This window comes from Marinobacter sp. 2_MG-2023 (assembly GCF_030546935.1).
Classification (GTDB): Bacteria; Pseudomonadota; Gammaproteobacteria; order Pseudomonadales; family Oleiphilaceae; genus Marinobacter.
This window is the reverse complement of sequence record NZ_JAUOPH010000001.1, coordinates 18,679-33,328: the sequence shown is the minus strand read 5'-3', so window position 1 is coordinate 33,328 and position 14,650 is coordinate 18,679. Positions and strand designations below refer to the sequence as shown.

The window sequence follows — 14,650 nt, the reverse complement described above, 5'->3', positions numbered from 1 at the left end:
TTTTTTCTCATGCCCGTGAGGGGCAGAGGGCGAACGGTGTAGCCTCAAATTGGGGTTACGTTCTCCGCCTGGGGGCCTTTGGGGCCCTGTGTGACGGTGAACTGCACCTGCTGACCTTCTGTCAGGGTGCGGAAACCGCTCGAGGTAATAGCACTGTAGTGTACGAAGACGTCACTACCGCCATCCTGAGCTATGAAGCCGAAGCCCTTTGATTCATTAAACCACTTTACTGTGCCTGTCTTTGTATCGGACATTGATCTTTCCTGTATTTCTGAGATTTCCCCCCCACGGGGCACTGAAGATTTTCCACAGCAATTTCAGTATAGACCGAGTTTGGGGGTCGTCAATGTTTTTTATTCGCTTTTAAGTCCTTTTAAAACAATGCTTTATATTTTTTTGGAAGAGCCTCGACCGAACTGTTCACTGATCTCCTCCAGGATCGCCGGATCATCGATGGTGCTTGGAACGGCGTATTCCTCGCCATCAGCAATCTGTCGAATAACCCGGCGCAGGATTTTGCCGGAACGGGTCTTGGGTAACCGATCGACCACCAAAGCTCTGCGGAAACACGCGATTGCACCAATTTTGTCCCGGACCATCTCAACAAGCTCTTCTTCCAGCTCATCATGATCGATAGTAGCGCCGTCTTTGATCAGCACCAGGCCAAGCGGAATCTGACCTTTCATGTCATCGTGCGCGCCTACCACGCAGCATTCTGCTATAGCCGGGTGAGACGCGACCACTTCTTCCATTTCGCCGGTTGAAAGTCTGTGACCTGCAACGTTAATCACGTCGTCGGTGCGCCCCATTACAAAGACATAGCCATCCTCGTCAATAAAGCCGCCATCCCCTGAACTGTAGAAGCCGGGAATGGGGTCGAGATAGCTGTTCCGGAAGCGCTGGTCATCACCCCAAACGGTTGTCAGGCACCCCGGAGGCAGTGGTAGTTTGACCGCAATCTGACCCTGTTCGCCCGCTGGCATCTGACTGCCATCAAGGCTCACAACCTGCACGTTGTAGCCAGGGGAAGGAACGGTTGCCGAGCCCGGCTTGGTTGCCATGGTCTCGATTCCTACCGGGTTGCAGCATATCGCCCAGCCGGTTTCGGTTTGCCACCAATGATCCAGTATCGGGAGCTGAGTGTGCTCCCTGAGCCACTCATAGGTTGGGGGGTCCAGGCGTTCACCGGCAAGGAAGATACTGCGCAACGAACTGATGTCGTAACGTGAAAGCTGGTCTGCTTCGGGGTCTTCTTTGCGCACGGCACGGAAGGCCGTAGGCGCGGTAAACAGAAGATTAACACCGTGATCCTGAACGACCCGCCAGAAAGCCCCGGCATCGGGTGTCCTGACCGGCTTGCCTTCATAGAGTATCGTTGTGCAGCCTGCGAACAATGGGGCATACACAATATAGCTATGGCCCACTACCCAGCCCACATCCGACGCTGCCCAGAAAATGTCACCCGGGTTGGCGCCATATACCAGCTTCATGCTGTATTTGAGAGCGACAGCGTGCCCACCGTTATCTCGCACAACCCCTTTGGGTTTGCCGGTGGTGCCGGAGGTGTAAAGCACGTAAAGCGGGTCGGTTGCTTTCACTGGCACGGGATCTGCCGGCACAGCCTCTGCCATCAAATCACTCCAGTCGTGATCCCGGCCATCCAGCATCTTGGCCTGCGCCTGTGGACGTTGGTAAACAACGCAGAAATCCGGCTTATGTGAGGCTTGCTCAATGGCTTTATCGACGAGCGGTTTGTATTCAATTACTTTCGTTACTTCGATGCCACAAGATGCTGTAATCACTGCTTTTGGTTGAGCGTCTTCAATTCGTACCGCAAGCTCATGTGCTGCAAAGCCCCCAAAGACCACGGAGTGGACGGCGCCTATACGGGCGCAGCCCAGCATCGCAATAGCCGCTTCCGGAATCATCGGCATATAGATGATGACCACATCACCTTTTTTGATTCCCTGAGCTTTCAGGGCACCAGCAAAGCGGGCGACCTCATTTGTCAGTTCACTGTAGGTATAGCTGAGCTTGGCACCTGTAACGGGGGAGTCGTATATGAGAGCTTTCTGGTCGCCTCGGCCAGCCCGGACATTGGCGTCCAGTGCTATATCGGAAGTATTGAGTGTGCCGTCGGGAAACCACTGGCCATGTCCGTTGTCGGTAGCTTGCCAGATAGTTTCCGGTGACTGTGCCCAGTCAATTTGACCTGCTTGCTCACGCCAGAACTCTTCCGGTTTATCAATGGATCTCCGGAACTCAGAGTTGTAGTCCATACATTCTGCCTCGTTGTGCCAGTTGTTATTCTGTTTTCAGTAGCTCCAACTGTAGGCACTTTGAGGCAGTGATCCAGTAGACCATTGGCTTAGTCCCCGGCGTTTTGGGATTGCCGGTTATCAGTATTTGCAGATTTTACTTCGGCCTCGAGAGTTCCGTTTGCCAGATGCGCGGAGATCCGGTCGCCGGTAGAGACATCGCTTGCATTACGGACGATGTTGTCATGCTCATCGCGAACGATAGCGTAGCCGCGTCCCAGTGTAGCCAGCGGGCTCACAAGGTTCAGGCTTGCTGCCGTGTACTCCAGCCGTTCCTGGAGTCTGGCCAGGATTTGCTGGAGAGCTTTGTCCAGCTGTGAGGCAGACCGTTCCAGTGCTTCGCGACTGGTTGCAAGCTGTTTGCCGGGAGATTGCATGGCGAGTCGTTGGGCCAGGTGGGTTCTGCGCACCTGTGAGCGGTCCAGGCGTTGTGCCATGGCCTTGCCCAGCCGAAGTTCGAGATCATCCAGGCGCTGAGCCTTTTCCAGTAGTTCCCGTCGGGGATCGCGCAAGCGCGCGGCAAGATGCTCAAGCCTTGTGTTCAGTCGCTGGAGTGCTCTGCGGGCGGCATTTGCCAAGCGGAACTCCCGGTCATTGATTTGCCGGAGCATATCTCGCTGGTCGGGCGATACTTTTTCCGCGGCGGCGGAGGGTGTCGGTGCCCGAAGGTCCGCCACAAAGTCTGCGATAGTAACGTCAGTCTCATGGCCAACGGCACTCACGGTAGGGATGGTGCAGGATGAGATTGCACGTGCCACAGCTTCTTCGTTAAAGCACCAAAGATCTTCCAGGGAGCCACCGCCACGCCCGATGATCAATACATCGGCCACGCCATGAGCCTGAGCGAGCCCAATAGCCCGAACAATTTCTGCGGTAGCTGGCTTGCCCTGCACGCTTGTCGGGTAGAGCGTAACCGGTATAGCAGGACAGCGCCGCGCCAGAACCGTAAGAATATCGTGTACGGCTGCACCCGATGGAGAGGTTACAACGCCAATGTGAGCAGGCAGTGTAGGGACGTCTTTTTTTCGTCCCGCCTCAAACAGGCCTTCGGCCTGTAGTTTGCGCTTTAACTCCTCGAAGGCCTGCTGCAAGGCGCCAAGGCCTGCGGGCTCAATATGTTCAACGATAATCTGGAAGTCGCCCCGGTTTTCGTACAGGGTTACTTTGCCGCGAATACGAACCTGGTCACCTTCTTTCGGTATATCGCGAATACGCTGGTTCAGCCCTCGGAACATGGCACAGCGAATCTGGCACTTACGGTCCTTCAGCGAAAAATACCAGTGGCCGGATGAAGGCCGTGAAAAGCCTGATAACTCGCCTTCTACCCAGACCTGCATAAAACTGGATTCCAGAAGGTGCCTGGCCTGGTGGTTAAGTTCGCTGACGCTCAGCGCTCTGGGCCGGGTGTCCTGAAACAGGTTGTTCACCAAAAACTCCTGACCGGCTTATACGCAATAGCCGAAAATAATGAATGTAAAGTGCTGGAATTTCAATCGCATGCGGTTTGTAGCGGTGAACTGTGCAGTTTACTGACCTGCGACACCTCTTTATAATAGCTCGATTACGCATTTTACTTTGCGGCTGCACCCTTTTAATGGATAAGTTCCATCAATAGGTGCCGCACGGAAGGTTCAAATTTAGCACGTTCAAAAGGCCTATCCCAATGCTGCGAATTGCCGAAGAAGCTCTCACATTTGATGACGTTCTGCTGGTGCCTGGTTATTCCGATATTTTGCCCCACCAGGCGGACCTGCGCACCAGACTGACCCGGAACATTACTCTGAACATTCCGCTGGTGTCTTCGGCCATGGACACGGTAACGGATGCGGAGTTGGCGATTGCCATGGCGCAGGAAGGCGGCATTGGCATTATGCACAAGAACATGAACCCGGATCAGCAGGCTGCTGAAGTACGCAAGGTGAAAAAGTTCGAAAGCGGCGTGGTAAAAGACCCGATCACTGTAAGCCCGAAAAACACTGTTCGTGAGCTGGTAGAAATCACCCTGGCGAACAACATTTCCGGTTTGCCAGTCGTTGACGGAACCGAGCTGGTTGGCATAGTTACCGGCCGGGATATCCGTTTCGAGAGCAGTATGGATACACCGGTGCATCAGATAATGACACCGAAAGAGAAGCTCGTGACGGTAAACGAGGGCGCGAGCCTGGACGAAGTCAAAGAGCTGTTGCATCGCAACCGTATCGAAAAAGTACTGGTGGTAAATGACGATTTTCAGCTCCGGGGCCTTATTACCGCGAAAGATATCCAGAAGTCCAAGGATTATCCGCTGGCATGTAAAGACAGCCAGGGGCGTTTGCGCGTAGGCGCGGCGGTTGGTACCGGAGGGGATACAGAAGCCCGTGTAATTGCTCTGGCCGATGCTGGCGTGGATGTGATTGTTGTTGATACTGCTCACGGCCATTCTCGCGGCGTGATTGAGCGTGTTCGCTGGATCAAGGACAACTACCCTGACGTACAGGTGATCGGCGGCAATATTGCCACGGGTGAAGCGGCTGTGGCTCTGGCCGATGCTGGTGCTGACGCTGTTAAAGTGGGTATTGGCCCCGGATCTATCTGTACCACCCGCATTGTGGCGGGCGTAGGTGTGCCGCAGATTTCGGCAGTCTCCAGCGTCGCAGAAGCGCTTAAAGACCGGGACGTTCCGCTGATTGCTGATGGCGGCATACGCTTCTCCGGCGATATTTCCAAAGCTATAGTTGCTGGCGCCCATTGTGTGATGATCGGTAGCCTGCTTGCTGGTACCGATGAAGCACCTGGTGAAATTGAACTTTATCAGGGGCGCAGCTACAAGGCGTACCGCGGCATGGGCTCATTGGGTGCCATGGGGCAGGGCTCCAGTGATCGTTACTTCCAGGATGCCAGTAAAGGTATTGAGAAGCTTGTGCCGGAAGGTATCGAGGGCCGTGTTGCCTGCAAGGGGCCGATGCGCAATATTATCCACCAACTAATCGGTGGGCTGCGTGCATCCATGGGCTATACAGGTAGTGCAGATATAACAGAGATGCGCACCAAACCCCGCTTTGTGCGCATTACCGGCGCCGGCATGCGTGAAAGCCATGTACACGACGTCACCATTACCAAAGAAGCGCCAAACTACCGCGTCAGCTAAGAGCAGACAGCCTGGGTGCGGCTCCGACCGGAGCCGCACAGTTTATTTTCTTCGAGGATTCTATGGCCCATAACATTCACGACCACCGTATCCTGATTCTGGATTTTGGTTCCCAATACACTCAGTTGATTGCCCGCCGCGTACGTGAAATCGGTGTGTATTGTGAAGTTCGCGCTTTCGATATCACTGACGAAGAGCTGCAGGCGTTCAACCCCAAAGGCATTCTGCTGGCCGGTGGCCCCGAATCGGTCACAGAACTTGGTGGCCCACGTGCGCCTGAAGGGTTGTTTGATCGTGGTATTCCGGTGTTGGGTATCTGCTATGGCATGCAGACTATGGCCGAACAACTGGGCGGACGGGTAGCCAGCTCCGAAAAGCGTGAATTCGGTTATGCACAGGTCAAAGTGCGCGCCAAGGGCCCGCTTCTGCAGGACATTACTGATCACCTGACAGCCACAGGTGAATCCCTTCTGGATGTGTGGATGAGCCACGGTGACAAGGTTGTGGCCATGCCTGAGGGCTTTGAGCTTTTGGCATCAACTGAGAGTGCGCCTGTTGCCGCCATGCAGGACCTGTCGCGTAATCTTTACGGCCTGCAATTTCATCCGGAAGTGACCCATACACTGCAGGGTAAAAGGATTCTTGAGCATTTCGTGAGAGACATCTGTGGCTGTGAAGCGCTATGGACTCCCGCCAAGATTGTCGACGACGCAGTACAAAAGATCCGTGAACAGGTTGGCTCCGACAAAGTGTTGCTGGGCTTGTCTGGCGGTGTGGATTCGTCTGTAACGGCAGCGCTTCTCCACAAGGCCATTGGTGACCAGCTTACCTGTGTATTCGTGGACAACGGTTTGCTTCGCTTGCACGAAGGCGACCAGGTGATGGACATGTTCGGTAGCAGCATGGGCGTCAAAGTCATTCGCGCCGATGCCGAAGAGCGTTTCCTGACCAACCTGAAGGGTGTTAGCGACCCGGAGCAAAAGCGTAAGATTATCGGTAACACCTTTATTGACGTGTTCGACGAAGAGGCCACGCGCATTAAAGATGTAAACTGGTTGGCCCAGGGCACCATCTATCCCGATGTGATCGAGTCTGCAGCCTCTAAAACCGGCAAGTCCCATGTAATCAAATCGCACCACAACGTGGGTGGCCTGCCCGAAACCATGAAAATGAAACTGGTCGAGCCGTTGCGGGAACTTTTCAAAGACGAAGTTCGCCGAATCGGGCTTGAGCTGGGCTTGCCATACGATATGGTCTATCGCCATCCATTCCCGGGGCCAGGTTTGGGCGTTCGTATTCTGGGAGAAGTGAAGAAGGAATACGCCGATATCCTGCGCCGCGCCGATGCTATCTTCCTCGAAGAACTCCATCGTGCCGATCTGTACCACAAGACCAGTCAGGCCTTCGCAGTGTTTCTGCCGGTACGGTCGGTTGGTGTAGTGGGCGACGCTCGTCGCTATGAGTGGGTGATTGCACTGCGTGCCGTGGAAACTATCGATTTCATGACCGCGCGCTGGGCGCACTTGCCGTACGAACTGCTGGAAACAGTGTCGAACCGCATTATTAACGAGATCACCGGTGTTTCTCGGGTGACCTACGACGTGTCTTCAAAACCGCCAGCGACAATCGAGTGGGAGTGACCAGCATTAGTCAGTAGATGACACCCGATTTCATTGCTTAAGGATGAGCAGGAATCTCGGGCCCAACCAGCTTGGCAAGTTGCTCAAGAGACTCCTGTCGGTTTCTTGTTGGTCTGGCATGAGATTCTCCTCGGAGGTTGTTGTTTACATTGCTGGCCATTCACTAACGGTTGTTGTCCTGCCCCAGCAGCTCCCGCACAGGACGGATCTCTACGCAGCCGTAGCGTGCCGGTGGAATTTTTTCCGCCAGGCGAATGGCTTCATTCATGTCCCGGGCTTCAAGCATGTAGAATCCGGCCAGTTGCTCTTTTGTCTCTGCGAAGGGTCCATCGGTAATCAATGGCTTGTTATCCCGCATGCGCAGGGTGGTAGCGGTGTCGGTGGACAGCAGAGGCGCGCCATCGAGAAAGTGGCCGCCTTGGGTTAATCCCTCAACGCACTCGATGCATTCGCGATTGAGGGTGTCCCAGTCCTGCTGGGAGAGTTGCTGCATTTTCTTTTCGTCGTAATACACTAAACATAAGTATTTCATTTTTGGCCTCATGTGTTTTTTGTTATCTACTATTAGTCTCGTTCAGGAGCAACCGTCGCCCGGTGTTAAGCTCTTCTTGTGCCTACGAGAGCAAACAGTGCACCCTGTGGGTCGATACCTCTGGCGATAAAGTCTCCGCCGGGAATTTCATCGGGCCCGTTTAGAATTTGCCCGCCGTTCTTAATGGTAGCCTCGCAAGCGTCATCAATATCCACGCAGCGAAAGTAGTAGTGCCACATGGGTGTGGGTGTTTCGTCAGTTGTGGGCATCAGGGCACCGATTACACCGTTGTGGCGGATAAATTCGTAGACACCCATCGGCCCCATCTCCAGCTCACCATCTTTGCTCCAGCCAAATTCGGTGAAGTAGAAATTTTTTGCCGCTTCGGGGTCGGTGGTGACCAGTTCATTCCAGGCGCAGTGGCCGACGCGGGGCTTGTCGAAAGCAAAAGCCAAGCTGGTTTCATCGCTCAGGCTCCCCATTACATAAAATGGCGTGCCCTGCGGGTCGGTCACCATGGCGATACGCCCGCCCCGGGGAATATCCCTGGCCGGCATTTGCAGTTGCCCGCCGGTGGCGAGGATGCGGGCAAGAGTCTGATCCACATCGTCCACGCCGATATAGCCCAACCATAAGGGCCTGGCGCCGCCCTGTTTCATTTCGTCGGTTAACTGCATCAGGCCGCCAATATCGTGATATTCGCCACTGTCTTTATCCTGGGCGTGGAGAATCCTGTAGTCCATACCCGCCTGACCGCTATCCGTAGCCTGCCAGCCCAGTAGTGCACGGTAAAAAGAGAATGCCGCATCACAGTTGTCGGTTAATAATTCGTACCAGATAAACTCGCCATGTCGATTGCGCATGGGATTCTCCTGCAATTGCCAGTGAATGAGCGGTGACTATCTTTCGAGTGTTACCACGGGAGTAAAGCCACCGAAGATCATGCGCATACCATTAAAAGGCATAGGGTTGTTCTCCGGGTTGATGCGCGGGTCGGTATCCATTGCCGCCATCATTTTTTCCATCCCGGCATCTCGGGTGGCTTTATCTGGCCATTCGATCCAGGAAAACACCACCGCTTCGCCGTCTGCTACCTGTACCGCCCGGCGAAAGTCTGTGACCTTGCCGTCGGGCACGTCGTCTTCCCAGCATTCGAGAACACGGGTGGCGCCCCATTCCAAAAAAACCGGGTCGGCGGTTTCAGCGTGGCGAATAAACTTTTCTTTATTGGCTTTGGGAACAGCCAAAATAATTCCGTCGATATAACTCATGTTTCGGTTCCTCGGGTTGTTGGTGGCACCTGGTACCAATAAGCCCTAAGTAGTCGTTGAAGCACCTTGGAAATCGACAGGACAGGGCAAATTTTTTAAGTATTGTTTCCTTATGCGGAGATTGTCTCAGGGCCCATCCACATGGCTTTCCATAGATGGCCATCCGGATTGGCTAAGCATTAACCCATGGTCCTGAACAGGATTGATGTCTGCAGTGCCGCCATGGACGGCGGCCTTATTCATAATGTGGCGGCTCAGTGACACGCAGAGCATTACTTCGCTGCTACTGGAAAGCGGGATAGGACGACTGGTGAAGTGACGCCATTTATCGTGGGTGAATAACATGACGAAAATTATGTCGGTCATTGCAAGAGCCTCCTTGGCTATGGGTCAGTATTAGTGTGTTGTTACCTCATAGTCGTTGGTTGACCCGCAGTTTCGACAGTGTCGAGAAATTTATTTAATTATTTTGCAGTGTGCTCAGGCGCTGTTGCAGAAAGCGGCGCTCCGGCTCCTGCTGTGTGAGATCCAGTGCTTGCTGATAGCAGCAGGTCGCTTCCTGTGACAGCCCCATTCGGCGAAACAGGTCCGCGCGGGCGGCGTATAGCAGGTAATAGTGTTTTAAGTTCTTCAGCCCCATGAGCTTATCGATGGCCTCAAGGCCGGCCTCTGGTCCATCGCGCATGGCTAGGGCGGCGGCGCGGTTAAGCTGCACCACAGGGGAGGGGTTGATGCGGAGAAGAATATCGTAAAGACCGGTGATTTCCGCCCAGTCGGTCTCCTTTGCGCTCGGAGCCTCGGCATGAACGGCTGCGATGGAAGCCTGTAGGGTGTAGATCCCCGGTGGGCCGGCCTTCAGCGCCTGTACCACAAGTTCACAACCTTCGCGGATCTGTGCGCGGTTCCATAGGCTGCGATCTTGTTCCTCCAGGGGAATTAAATCACCGTTGGCGTTGGTGCGACCTGCGCGTCGGGCATCGTGTAACAGCATGAGCGCCAGCAGGCCGTCGGCGTCGGCGTGGGGCAGTAAGTCGCTCAGCAGTCTGCCGAGGCGAATGGCCTCCGCCGATAAATCTCGCTGGACCACCTTGCCACCGCTGGACGCCGAGTAGCCTTCATTAAAAACCAGGTAAATAACCGGCAGGACCGCTTCCAGGCGCTTTGGCAGTTGTTCCGGCTCAGGCACATCGTAGGGAATTACCGCATCACGGATTTTATTTTTTGCCCGCACAATGCGCTGGGCCAGGGTTGGCACAGGTACGAGAAAGGCCGCGGCAATGGCCTCGGTGGTCAGCCCGCAAACCTCTCGTAGGGTCAGTGCGATACGAGCCTCCATGGCCAGGCTGGGGTGGCAGCAGGTAAATATCAGCCGCAGGCGATCGTCTTCAATGGCATCATCGTCGTCCGGGAGCTCGGTTGCTAATTCGGCGCTCAGTGTGTGAGCAAAAGCTTGCAGGTGATGATCCTGGCTGGTGTTTTTTCGTATCCGGTCGATAGCTTTAAACCGACCGGTAGATATCAGCCAGGCCCGGGGGTTGTCGGGAACACCATCGCGTTGCCACTGTGCAAGGGCCGCGACAAAGGCGTCCTGCATGGCTTCCTCAGCGAGGTCGAAGTTTCCTTGCAATAGGCGTATTAAGGTGGCCAGCACCCGGCGGGATTCGTTGGTATAGATTGTTGTAATACGCTGTTCAACGGAAAGGGATTTCATACTGCAGTCTATAATCCGTGGTGACGATCGTCTAGGCAGCGTCGATTTCTGCATCCATGGAACCGTAATCTAACGTATGCGGCGGATTTTTTGCCCTAAAGTGTGCTGGAAACGCGAACCTTAACCATAGCGAAAAGCGGGGTAGGGGGCGACTGGTGAGATCTGCTTTTGCTTCGGTAGTGATGGTGTACAAAAGCGTTGCTCTGCCCTTTATCAGAGCAACGGGTGTCATATTTATTGTTATTCCGGAAGAGGAATAAACGCCTGCTCGTCGCCAGGAACCTTGGCAAAGCGGTTAGCCTTCCAGTCGGCTTTGGCTTGTTCAATCAGTGACCTGTCGCTTGCGACAAAATTCCATTCCATATAGCGTTTGCCCACTGGTGCACCACCGACTATCGCCAGCATGGTATCGCGCTGTGCAGTCACTGTGATGCCGGACTCATTGCCAAAGATTGCCATGCTGTGTTCGTCCAATCTGGTCTCGCGTAAGGCCACTGTTCCTTTGACAATATACAGGGCCTTTTCCTCCGCTTCGGGCAATACGAGGGTTTGCCCGGCTTTCAGGCGCGCCTCTATGTACAGGGTTTCAGATAAAGTTTTTACCGGCGAGGTGACGCCATAAGCGCAGCCCATCATGACTCTTACCGGCACACCGTTTGGTTCCGCCTCGGGAATTTCAGTCTTGTCATAATGGAAAAAACCAGGCTCGGTTTGCTCCAGGTCAGTGGGTAATGCAAGCCATAATTGCAAGCCGTGAATATTCTGCGGGCCCGCTTTAATCTCGTCGCGCTGGCGTTCAGAGTGCACAATGCCACGACCAGCCACCATCAAATTGATGTCTCCGGGCAATACCCGCGCTTCAGTGCCGAGTGAATCCCGGTGCAGCATTTCACCTTCAAACAGGTAAGTGACAGTTGCAAGGCCAATATGAGGATGAGGTCGCACGTCTATGCCCTGATTTTTTTCGAAGTGAGCCGGGCCCATATGATCGAAAAATACCCAAGGGCCGACGCTACGACACTCCTTGGTGGGCAGGGTACGGCGCACACGAAAGCCACCCAGATCTTTATCCTTGGGTTTGAGTACCAGCTCTAACGCGCTGCAGCCACTGATAACGCTGCAATCCTGAATCAGTTCAGAGGCGAGATTACTCATAATCAGCTCCTATGAAAACCTGTGAAAACCTTTGAAAAAAAGGGGGCGGGGCACCCTTTAGTCTGGCACGAAAACTCAGTCTTCGCTGGTTAAAGCGGTGAAGCTGGTACTCAGGTTGCGATAGTCGGGGGGGGGGTGGTTGGAGAACAGTGCTCCTAGCCCTTCTATATCGTTTCGCCAGGCACAATGCAGCTCACAGGCCGTGCCAAACCAAGTCATCGGTTGTGCCCTGGCTTGTGTCATGCGATCCCACGCCGTGTCACGGGTCATCCAAAAGAAATTATCCATGTGGTGCTACTCTCTCGTCGAGGTCTATTACCTTCAGTTAGAGCGTTGATTGGTTTCTTCCATGACCTTGTAAAGTTATGGGATAATAAGTTAATGATTATAGTGCATTATTTCTGTTTTTTGTTGTCGGGTGGTGACAGGCGTTTGCTGGAAGATGTCGAGCAATCGAGAAAATGGAATATGGCGAAAAATGCCCTCTTAGCAGGAGGCTTTTTTTGTGCGTGGTAAAAAAATGGTTAGAAATGGTTTACAAGCTGTGACTATTTGACCATACCTGAAGGTAAGAGGCGTCTGTTAAGGTTCGGTATAAAGCGCTAAAACGAGTCATCCTGTGTATTGTTTTAGTCGAGTGTTTAACGTCTATAGTTCATTTAGCTAGGAGACAGGCAGATTAGCAATATGACAAACCGCCAAGCAGCTACCAGAGATTCTGTTCATCAATTATTTGATGCTGTTGACGCCATATCTGTCCAGGGGTACGACGAAGAGCGCAGAGTTGTCTATTGGAATGTAGGTAGTGAGCTGCTTTATGGTTACACGAAAGAAGAGGCTATCGGTAGGAAGCTGGAGGAGCTGATTATTCCTGGCAGCATGCGCGAGGAGATTATCGCCGCACATAAAGAATGGGTCGATAAAGGCGTTGAAATCCCTGCTTCAGAAATTATTCTTCGAGATAAAAACGATCGCGATGTAAATGTTTTTTCCAGCCACGTAATGTTTTTTGATGCCAGTGGCGAATGCGAGATGTATTGCATCGATATCGACCTCGCCGATGTTAAAAAAGCAAAAGCCCAAGCCACCTTGAGGGAAAATTTGTTAAAAGCAGTTTTTTCCGCGACACCAGACCTGTTTTTTCTGATGTCGGAAGAGGGGGTAGTAATAAACTTTCACGCTGGCGATAGTAAAAAGCTCTACGCTATGCCGAATAACATTATTGGGAATAATCTTTCAGATTTGTTGCCTGATAAAATTAAAGAAAACCTTAGTGTAAATACTAAAAAAGCTATTGATTATGGAGATGTTGTAAGTTTTGAATATGATTTAGAGTTTCCAAGTGGTGTTAGTTATTTCGAAGCACGAATTAGCCATTTGAAGGATAACAAGCAAATTCTGATCATCGTTCGCGATATTACCGAGCAGCACAACTCTGCTGAGCTCATTCGTAAACAGGCTTATTTTGACGCTTTGACATCGCTACCGAATCGGTTTCTTTGCCTTGATCGTTTATCGCAGATGATCCGGGATATGGAGAGAACTTCTGAAAAATTTGCAGTTCTTTTTCTGGATATAGATGATTTCAAAAAAGTTAACGATTCGCTTGGTCATGAAGTAGGCGATAAGCTGCTCATTGAGGCTGCTAATCGATTAAATCAGGCTGTTCGGAAATCAGACACCGTAGGTCGTCTAGGCGGTGACGAATTTATTATTCTGCTACGATCGTTAACCGATTACGCTGAGACCGTAACTGTCGTAGAAAACCTGCTCAAGATATTCAGAGAGCCTTTTGGAATCGATGGGAGGGAGCTTGTTCTGACAATAAGCATTGGCATTGCTGTTTATCCCGATAATGGGGTCAGTGCGAATGATTTGTTGAGAAATGCCGATACCGCAATGTATCAGGCAAAAGCCTCAGGGCGAAATACGCATTCGTTTTTTACAAAAGACATGAACGACATGGTCTTGCGCCGCCTTGAGGTCGAAGATCAACTACACGGCGCGTTGGAGCGCAACGAGTTTGAGGTTTTTTATCAGCCCAAATTTGATCTAAAAAACAAAAGTATTATAGGTGCAGAAGCGCTTCTACGCTGGCACAGCCCAAAACTGGGTAATGTCGGGCCAGATGAGTTTATCCCAATTGCAGAACATACAGGTTTAATCGTGCCTATTGGGAAGTATGTAGTTGCTCAGTCAATTAAGTTTTTAGTTGAATGGGAACGCGTTAGTCAAAGAAATTATACGATGGCAGTCAACCTGTCTCCGCGCCAATTCAGGGATGAGGAGTTGATCGGTTTCGTAAAGAATAGCCTTGATTCAGCGGGCGTGAGTCCCGAGCGGTTGGAGTTCGAGATTACCGAAGGCGTTCTAATGATCGGAAAATCCTATGTAGATGACGCGCTACACCGACTCCATGACCTGGGTGTACAGCTTTCCATGGATGACTTTGGGACAGGATACTCCTCGTTAAGTTATTTGCGGCAGTACTCATTTGATATCCTTAAAATTGATCGTAGTTTTATCAATGGAATAACTTACAAAAGCGAAGACCGCTCACTGGTAACTGCAACAATAGCGATGGCCCATAGTTTGGGGTTATGTGTTGTGGCTGAAGGCGTTGAAACACGAGAGCAACTTGATTTGTTGGAAGAGCTTGGGTGTGACATTGCGCAAGGTTTTTACTTAAGCAAGCCCGTACGGCCTGGAGAGTTGATCGATTTTCAGTACACGAAAGACCAGTAATGAAAGCCAACCGAAGCGGTTGAAGACTGCGCAAACTTTTCCGAAAGCAATGTGTGCCGCTTCTTTTCGAAGCGCAATGAGGAGATAGATGGAGCGCTGGCGAATTTGTCGGGTGGCTGGTTCGCGCGGGTAACTGGCGACTCACCGGGCA

At 52.4% G+C, this 14,650-nt stretch carries 11 protein-coding genes and 2 pseudogenes; 3 read left to right on the top strand and 10 right to left on the bottom strand.

Annotated features, from left to right (window positions below):
• Positions 1 to 44: 44 nt before the first annotated feature.
• The 3 genes and pseudogenes from Q4501_RS00175 to xseA all read right to left on the bottom strand — a co-directional run bounded on the left by Q4501_RS00175 (position 45) and on the right by xseA (position 3,745).
• Entirely contained in the window at positions 45 to 254 is a 210-nt protein-coding gene (locus tag Q4501_RS00175; protein WP_303593140.1) for a cold-shock protein, read from the bottom strand.
• 132 nt (positions 255 to 386) lie between these two features.
• Positions 387 to 2,282: pseudogene (locus tag Q4501_RS00170) on the bottom strand (propionyl-CoA synthetase); the annotation flags it as partial.
• A gap of 86 nt (positions 2,283 to 2,368) precedes the next feature.
• Entirely contained in the window at positions 2,369 to 3,745 is a 1,377-nt protein-coding gene (xseA, locus tag Q4501_RS00165; RefSeq protein ID WP_303593138.1) for an exodeoxyribonuclease VII large subunit, read from the bottom strand.
• Between the two features lie 236 nt (positions 3,746 to 3,981).
• On the opposite strand from xseA, the gene guaB reads away from it, so the two are divergent.
• Both guaB and guaA read left to right on the top strand, forming a co-directional pair.
• Positions 3,982 to 5,445, top strand: coding sequence for an IMP dehydrogenase (gene guaB / locus Q4501_RS00160; protein WP_303593137.1), 1,464 nt, complete (start codon positions 3,982 to 3,984; stop codon positions 5,443 to 5,445).
• A gap of 62 nt (positions 5,446 to 5,507) precedes the next feature.
• Complete coding sequence (guaA, locus tag Q4501_RS00155) at positions 5,508 to 7,085, top strand: glutamine-hydrolyzing GMP synthase (RefSeq protein ID WP_303593135.1); 1,578 nt, start codon at positions 5,508 to 5,510, stop codon at positions 7,083 to 7,085.
• Between the two features lie 163 nt (positions 7,086 to 7,248).
• Here the strand turns inward: guaA and Q4501_RS00150 are convergent, their stop codons facing one another.
• The 7 genes and pseudogenes from Q4501_RS00150 to Q4501_RS00120 all read right to left on the bottom strand — a co-directional run.
• Positions 7,249 to 7,617 (bottom strand): YciI family protein, encoded by a 369-nt coding sequence (locus tag Q4501_RS00150; protein WP_303593133.1) that lies wholly within the window; start codon positions 7,615 to 7,617, stop codon positions 7,249 to 7,251.
• A gap of 65 nt (positions 7,618 to 7,682) precedes the next feature.
• On the bottom strand, positions 7,683 to 8,480 hold the full coding sequence (locus Q4501_RS00145) for a VOC family protein (RefSeq protein WP_303593131.1): 798 nt from the start codon (positions 8,478 to 8,480) through the stop codon (positions 7,683 to 7,685).
• A gap of 36 nt (positions 8,481 to 8,516) precedes the next feature.
• A complete protein-coding gene (locus tag Q4501_RS00140; RefSeq protein WP_303593129.1) occupies positions 8,517 to 8,888 on the bottom strand; it encodes a DUF1428 domain-containing protein in 372 nt (123 codons plus the stop codon).
• 126 nt (positions 8,889 to 9,014) lie between these two features.
• Positions 9,015 to 9,254, bottom strand: coding sequence for a hypothetical protein (locus Q4501_RS00135; RefSeq protein ID WP_303593128.1), 240 nt, complete (start codon positions 9,252 to 9,254; stop codon positions 9,015 to 9,017).
• Between the two features lie 94 nt (positions 9,255 to 9,348).
• Positions 9,349 to 10,599 carry an RNA polymerase sigma factor gene (locus tag Q4501_RS00130; RefSeq protein WP_303593127.1) on the bottom strand — a complete coding sequence of 417 codons (1,251 nt, stop codon included), beginning with the start codon at positions 10,597 to 10,599 and terminating at the stop codon, positions 9,349 to 9,351.
• 240 nt (positions 10,600 to 10,839) lie between these two features.
• Positions 10,840 to 11,754 carry a pirin family protein gene (locus tag Q4501_RS00125; RefSeq protein ID WP_303593125.1) on the bottom strand — a complete coding sequence of 305 codons (915 nt, stop codon included), beginning with the start codon at positions 11,752 to 11,754 and terminating at the stop codon, positions 10,840 to 10,842.
• 75 nt (positions 11,755 to 11,829) lie between these two features.
• Positions 11,830 to 12,024 (bottom strand): annotated as a pseudogene (locus Q4501_RS00120) (hydrolase); the annotation flags it as partial.
• A 417-nt stretch (positions 12,025 to 12,441) separates the two neighbouring features.
• Here Q4501_RS00120 and Q4501_RS00115 point away from each other — a divergent pair.
• A complete protein-coding gene (locus tag Q4501_RS00115) occupies positions 12,442 to 14,499 on the top strand; it encodes a bifunctional diguanylate cyclase/phosphodiesterase (RefSeq protein ID WP_303593123.1) in 2,058 nt (685 codons plus the stop codon).
• Positions 14,500 to 14,650: the final 151 nt, after the last annotated feature.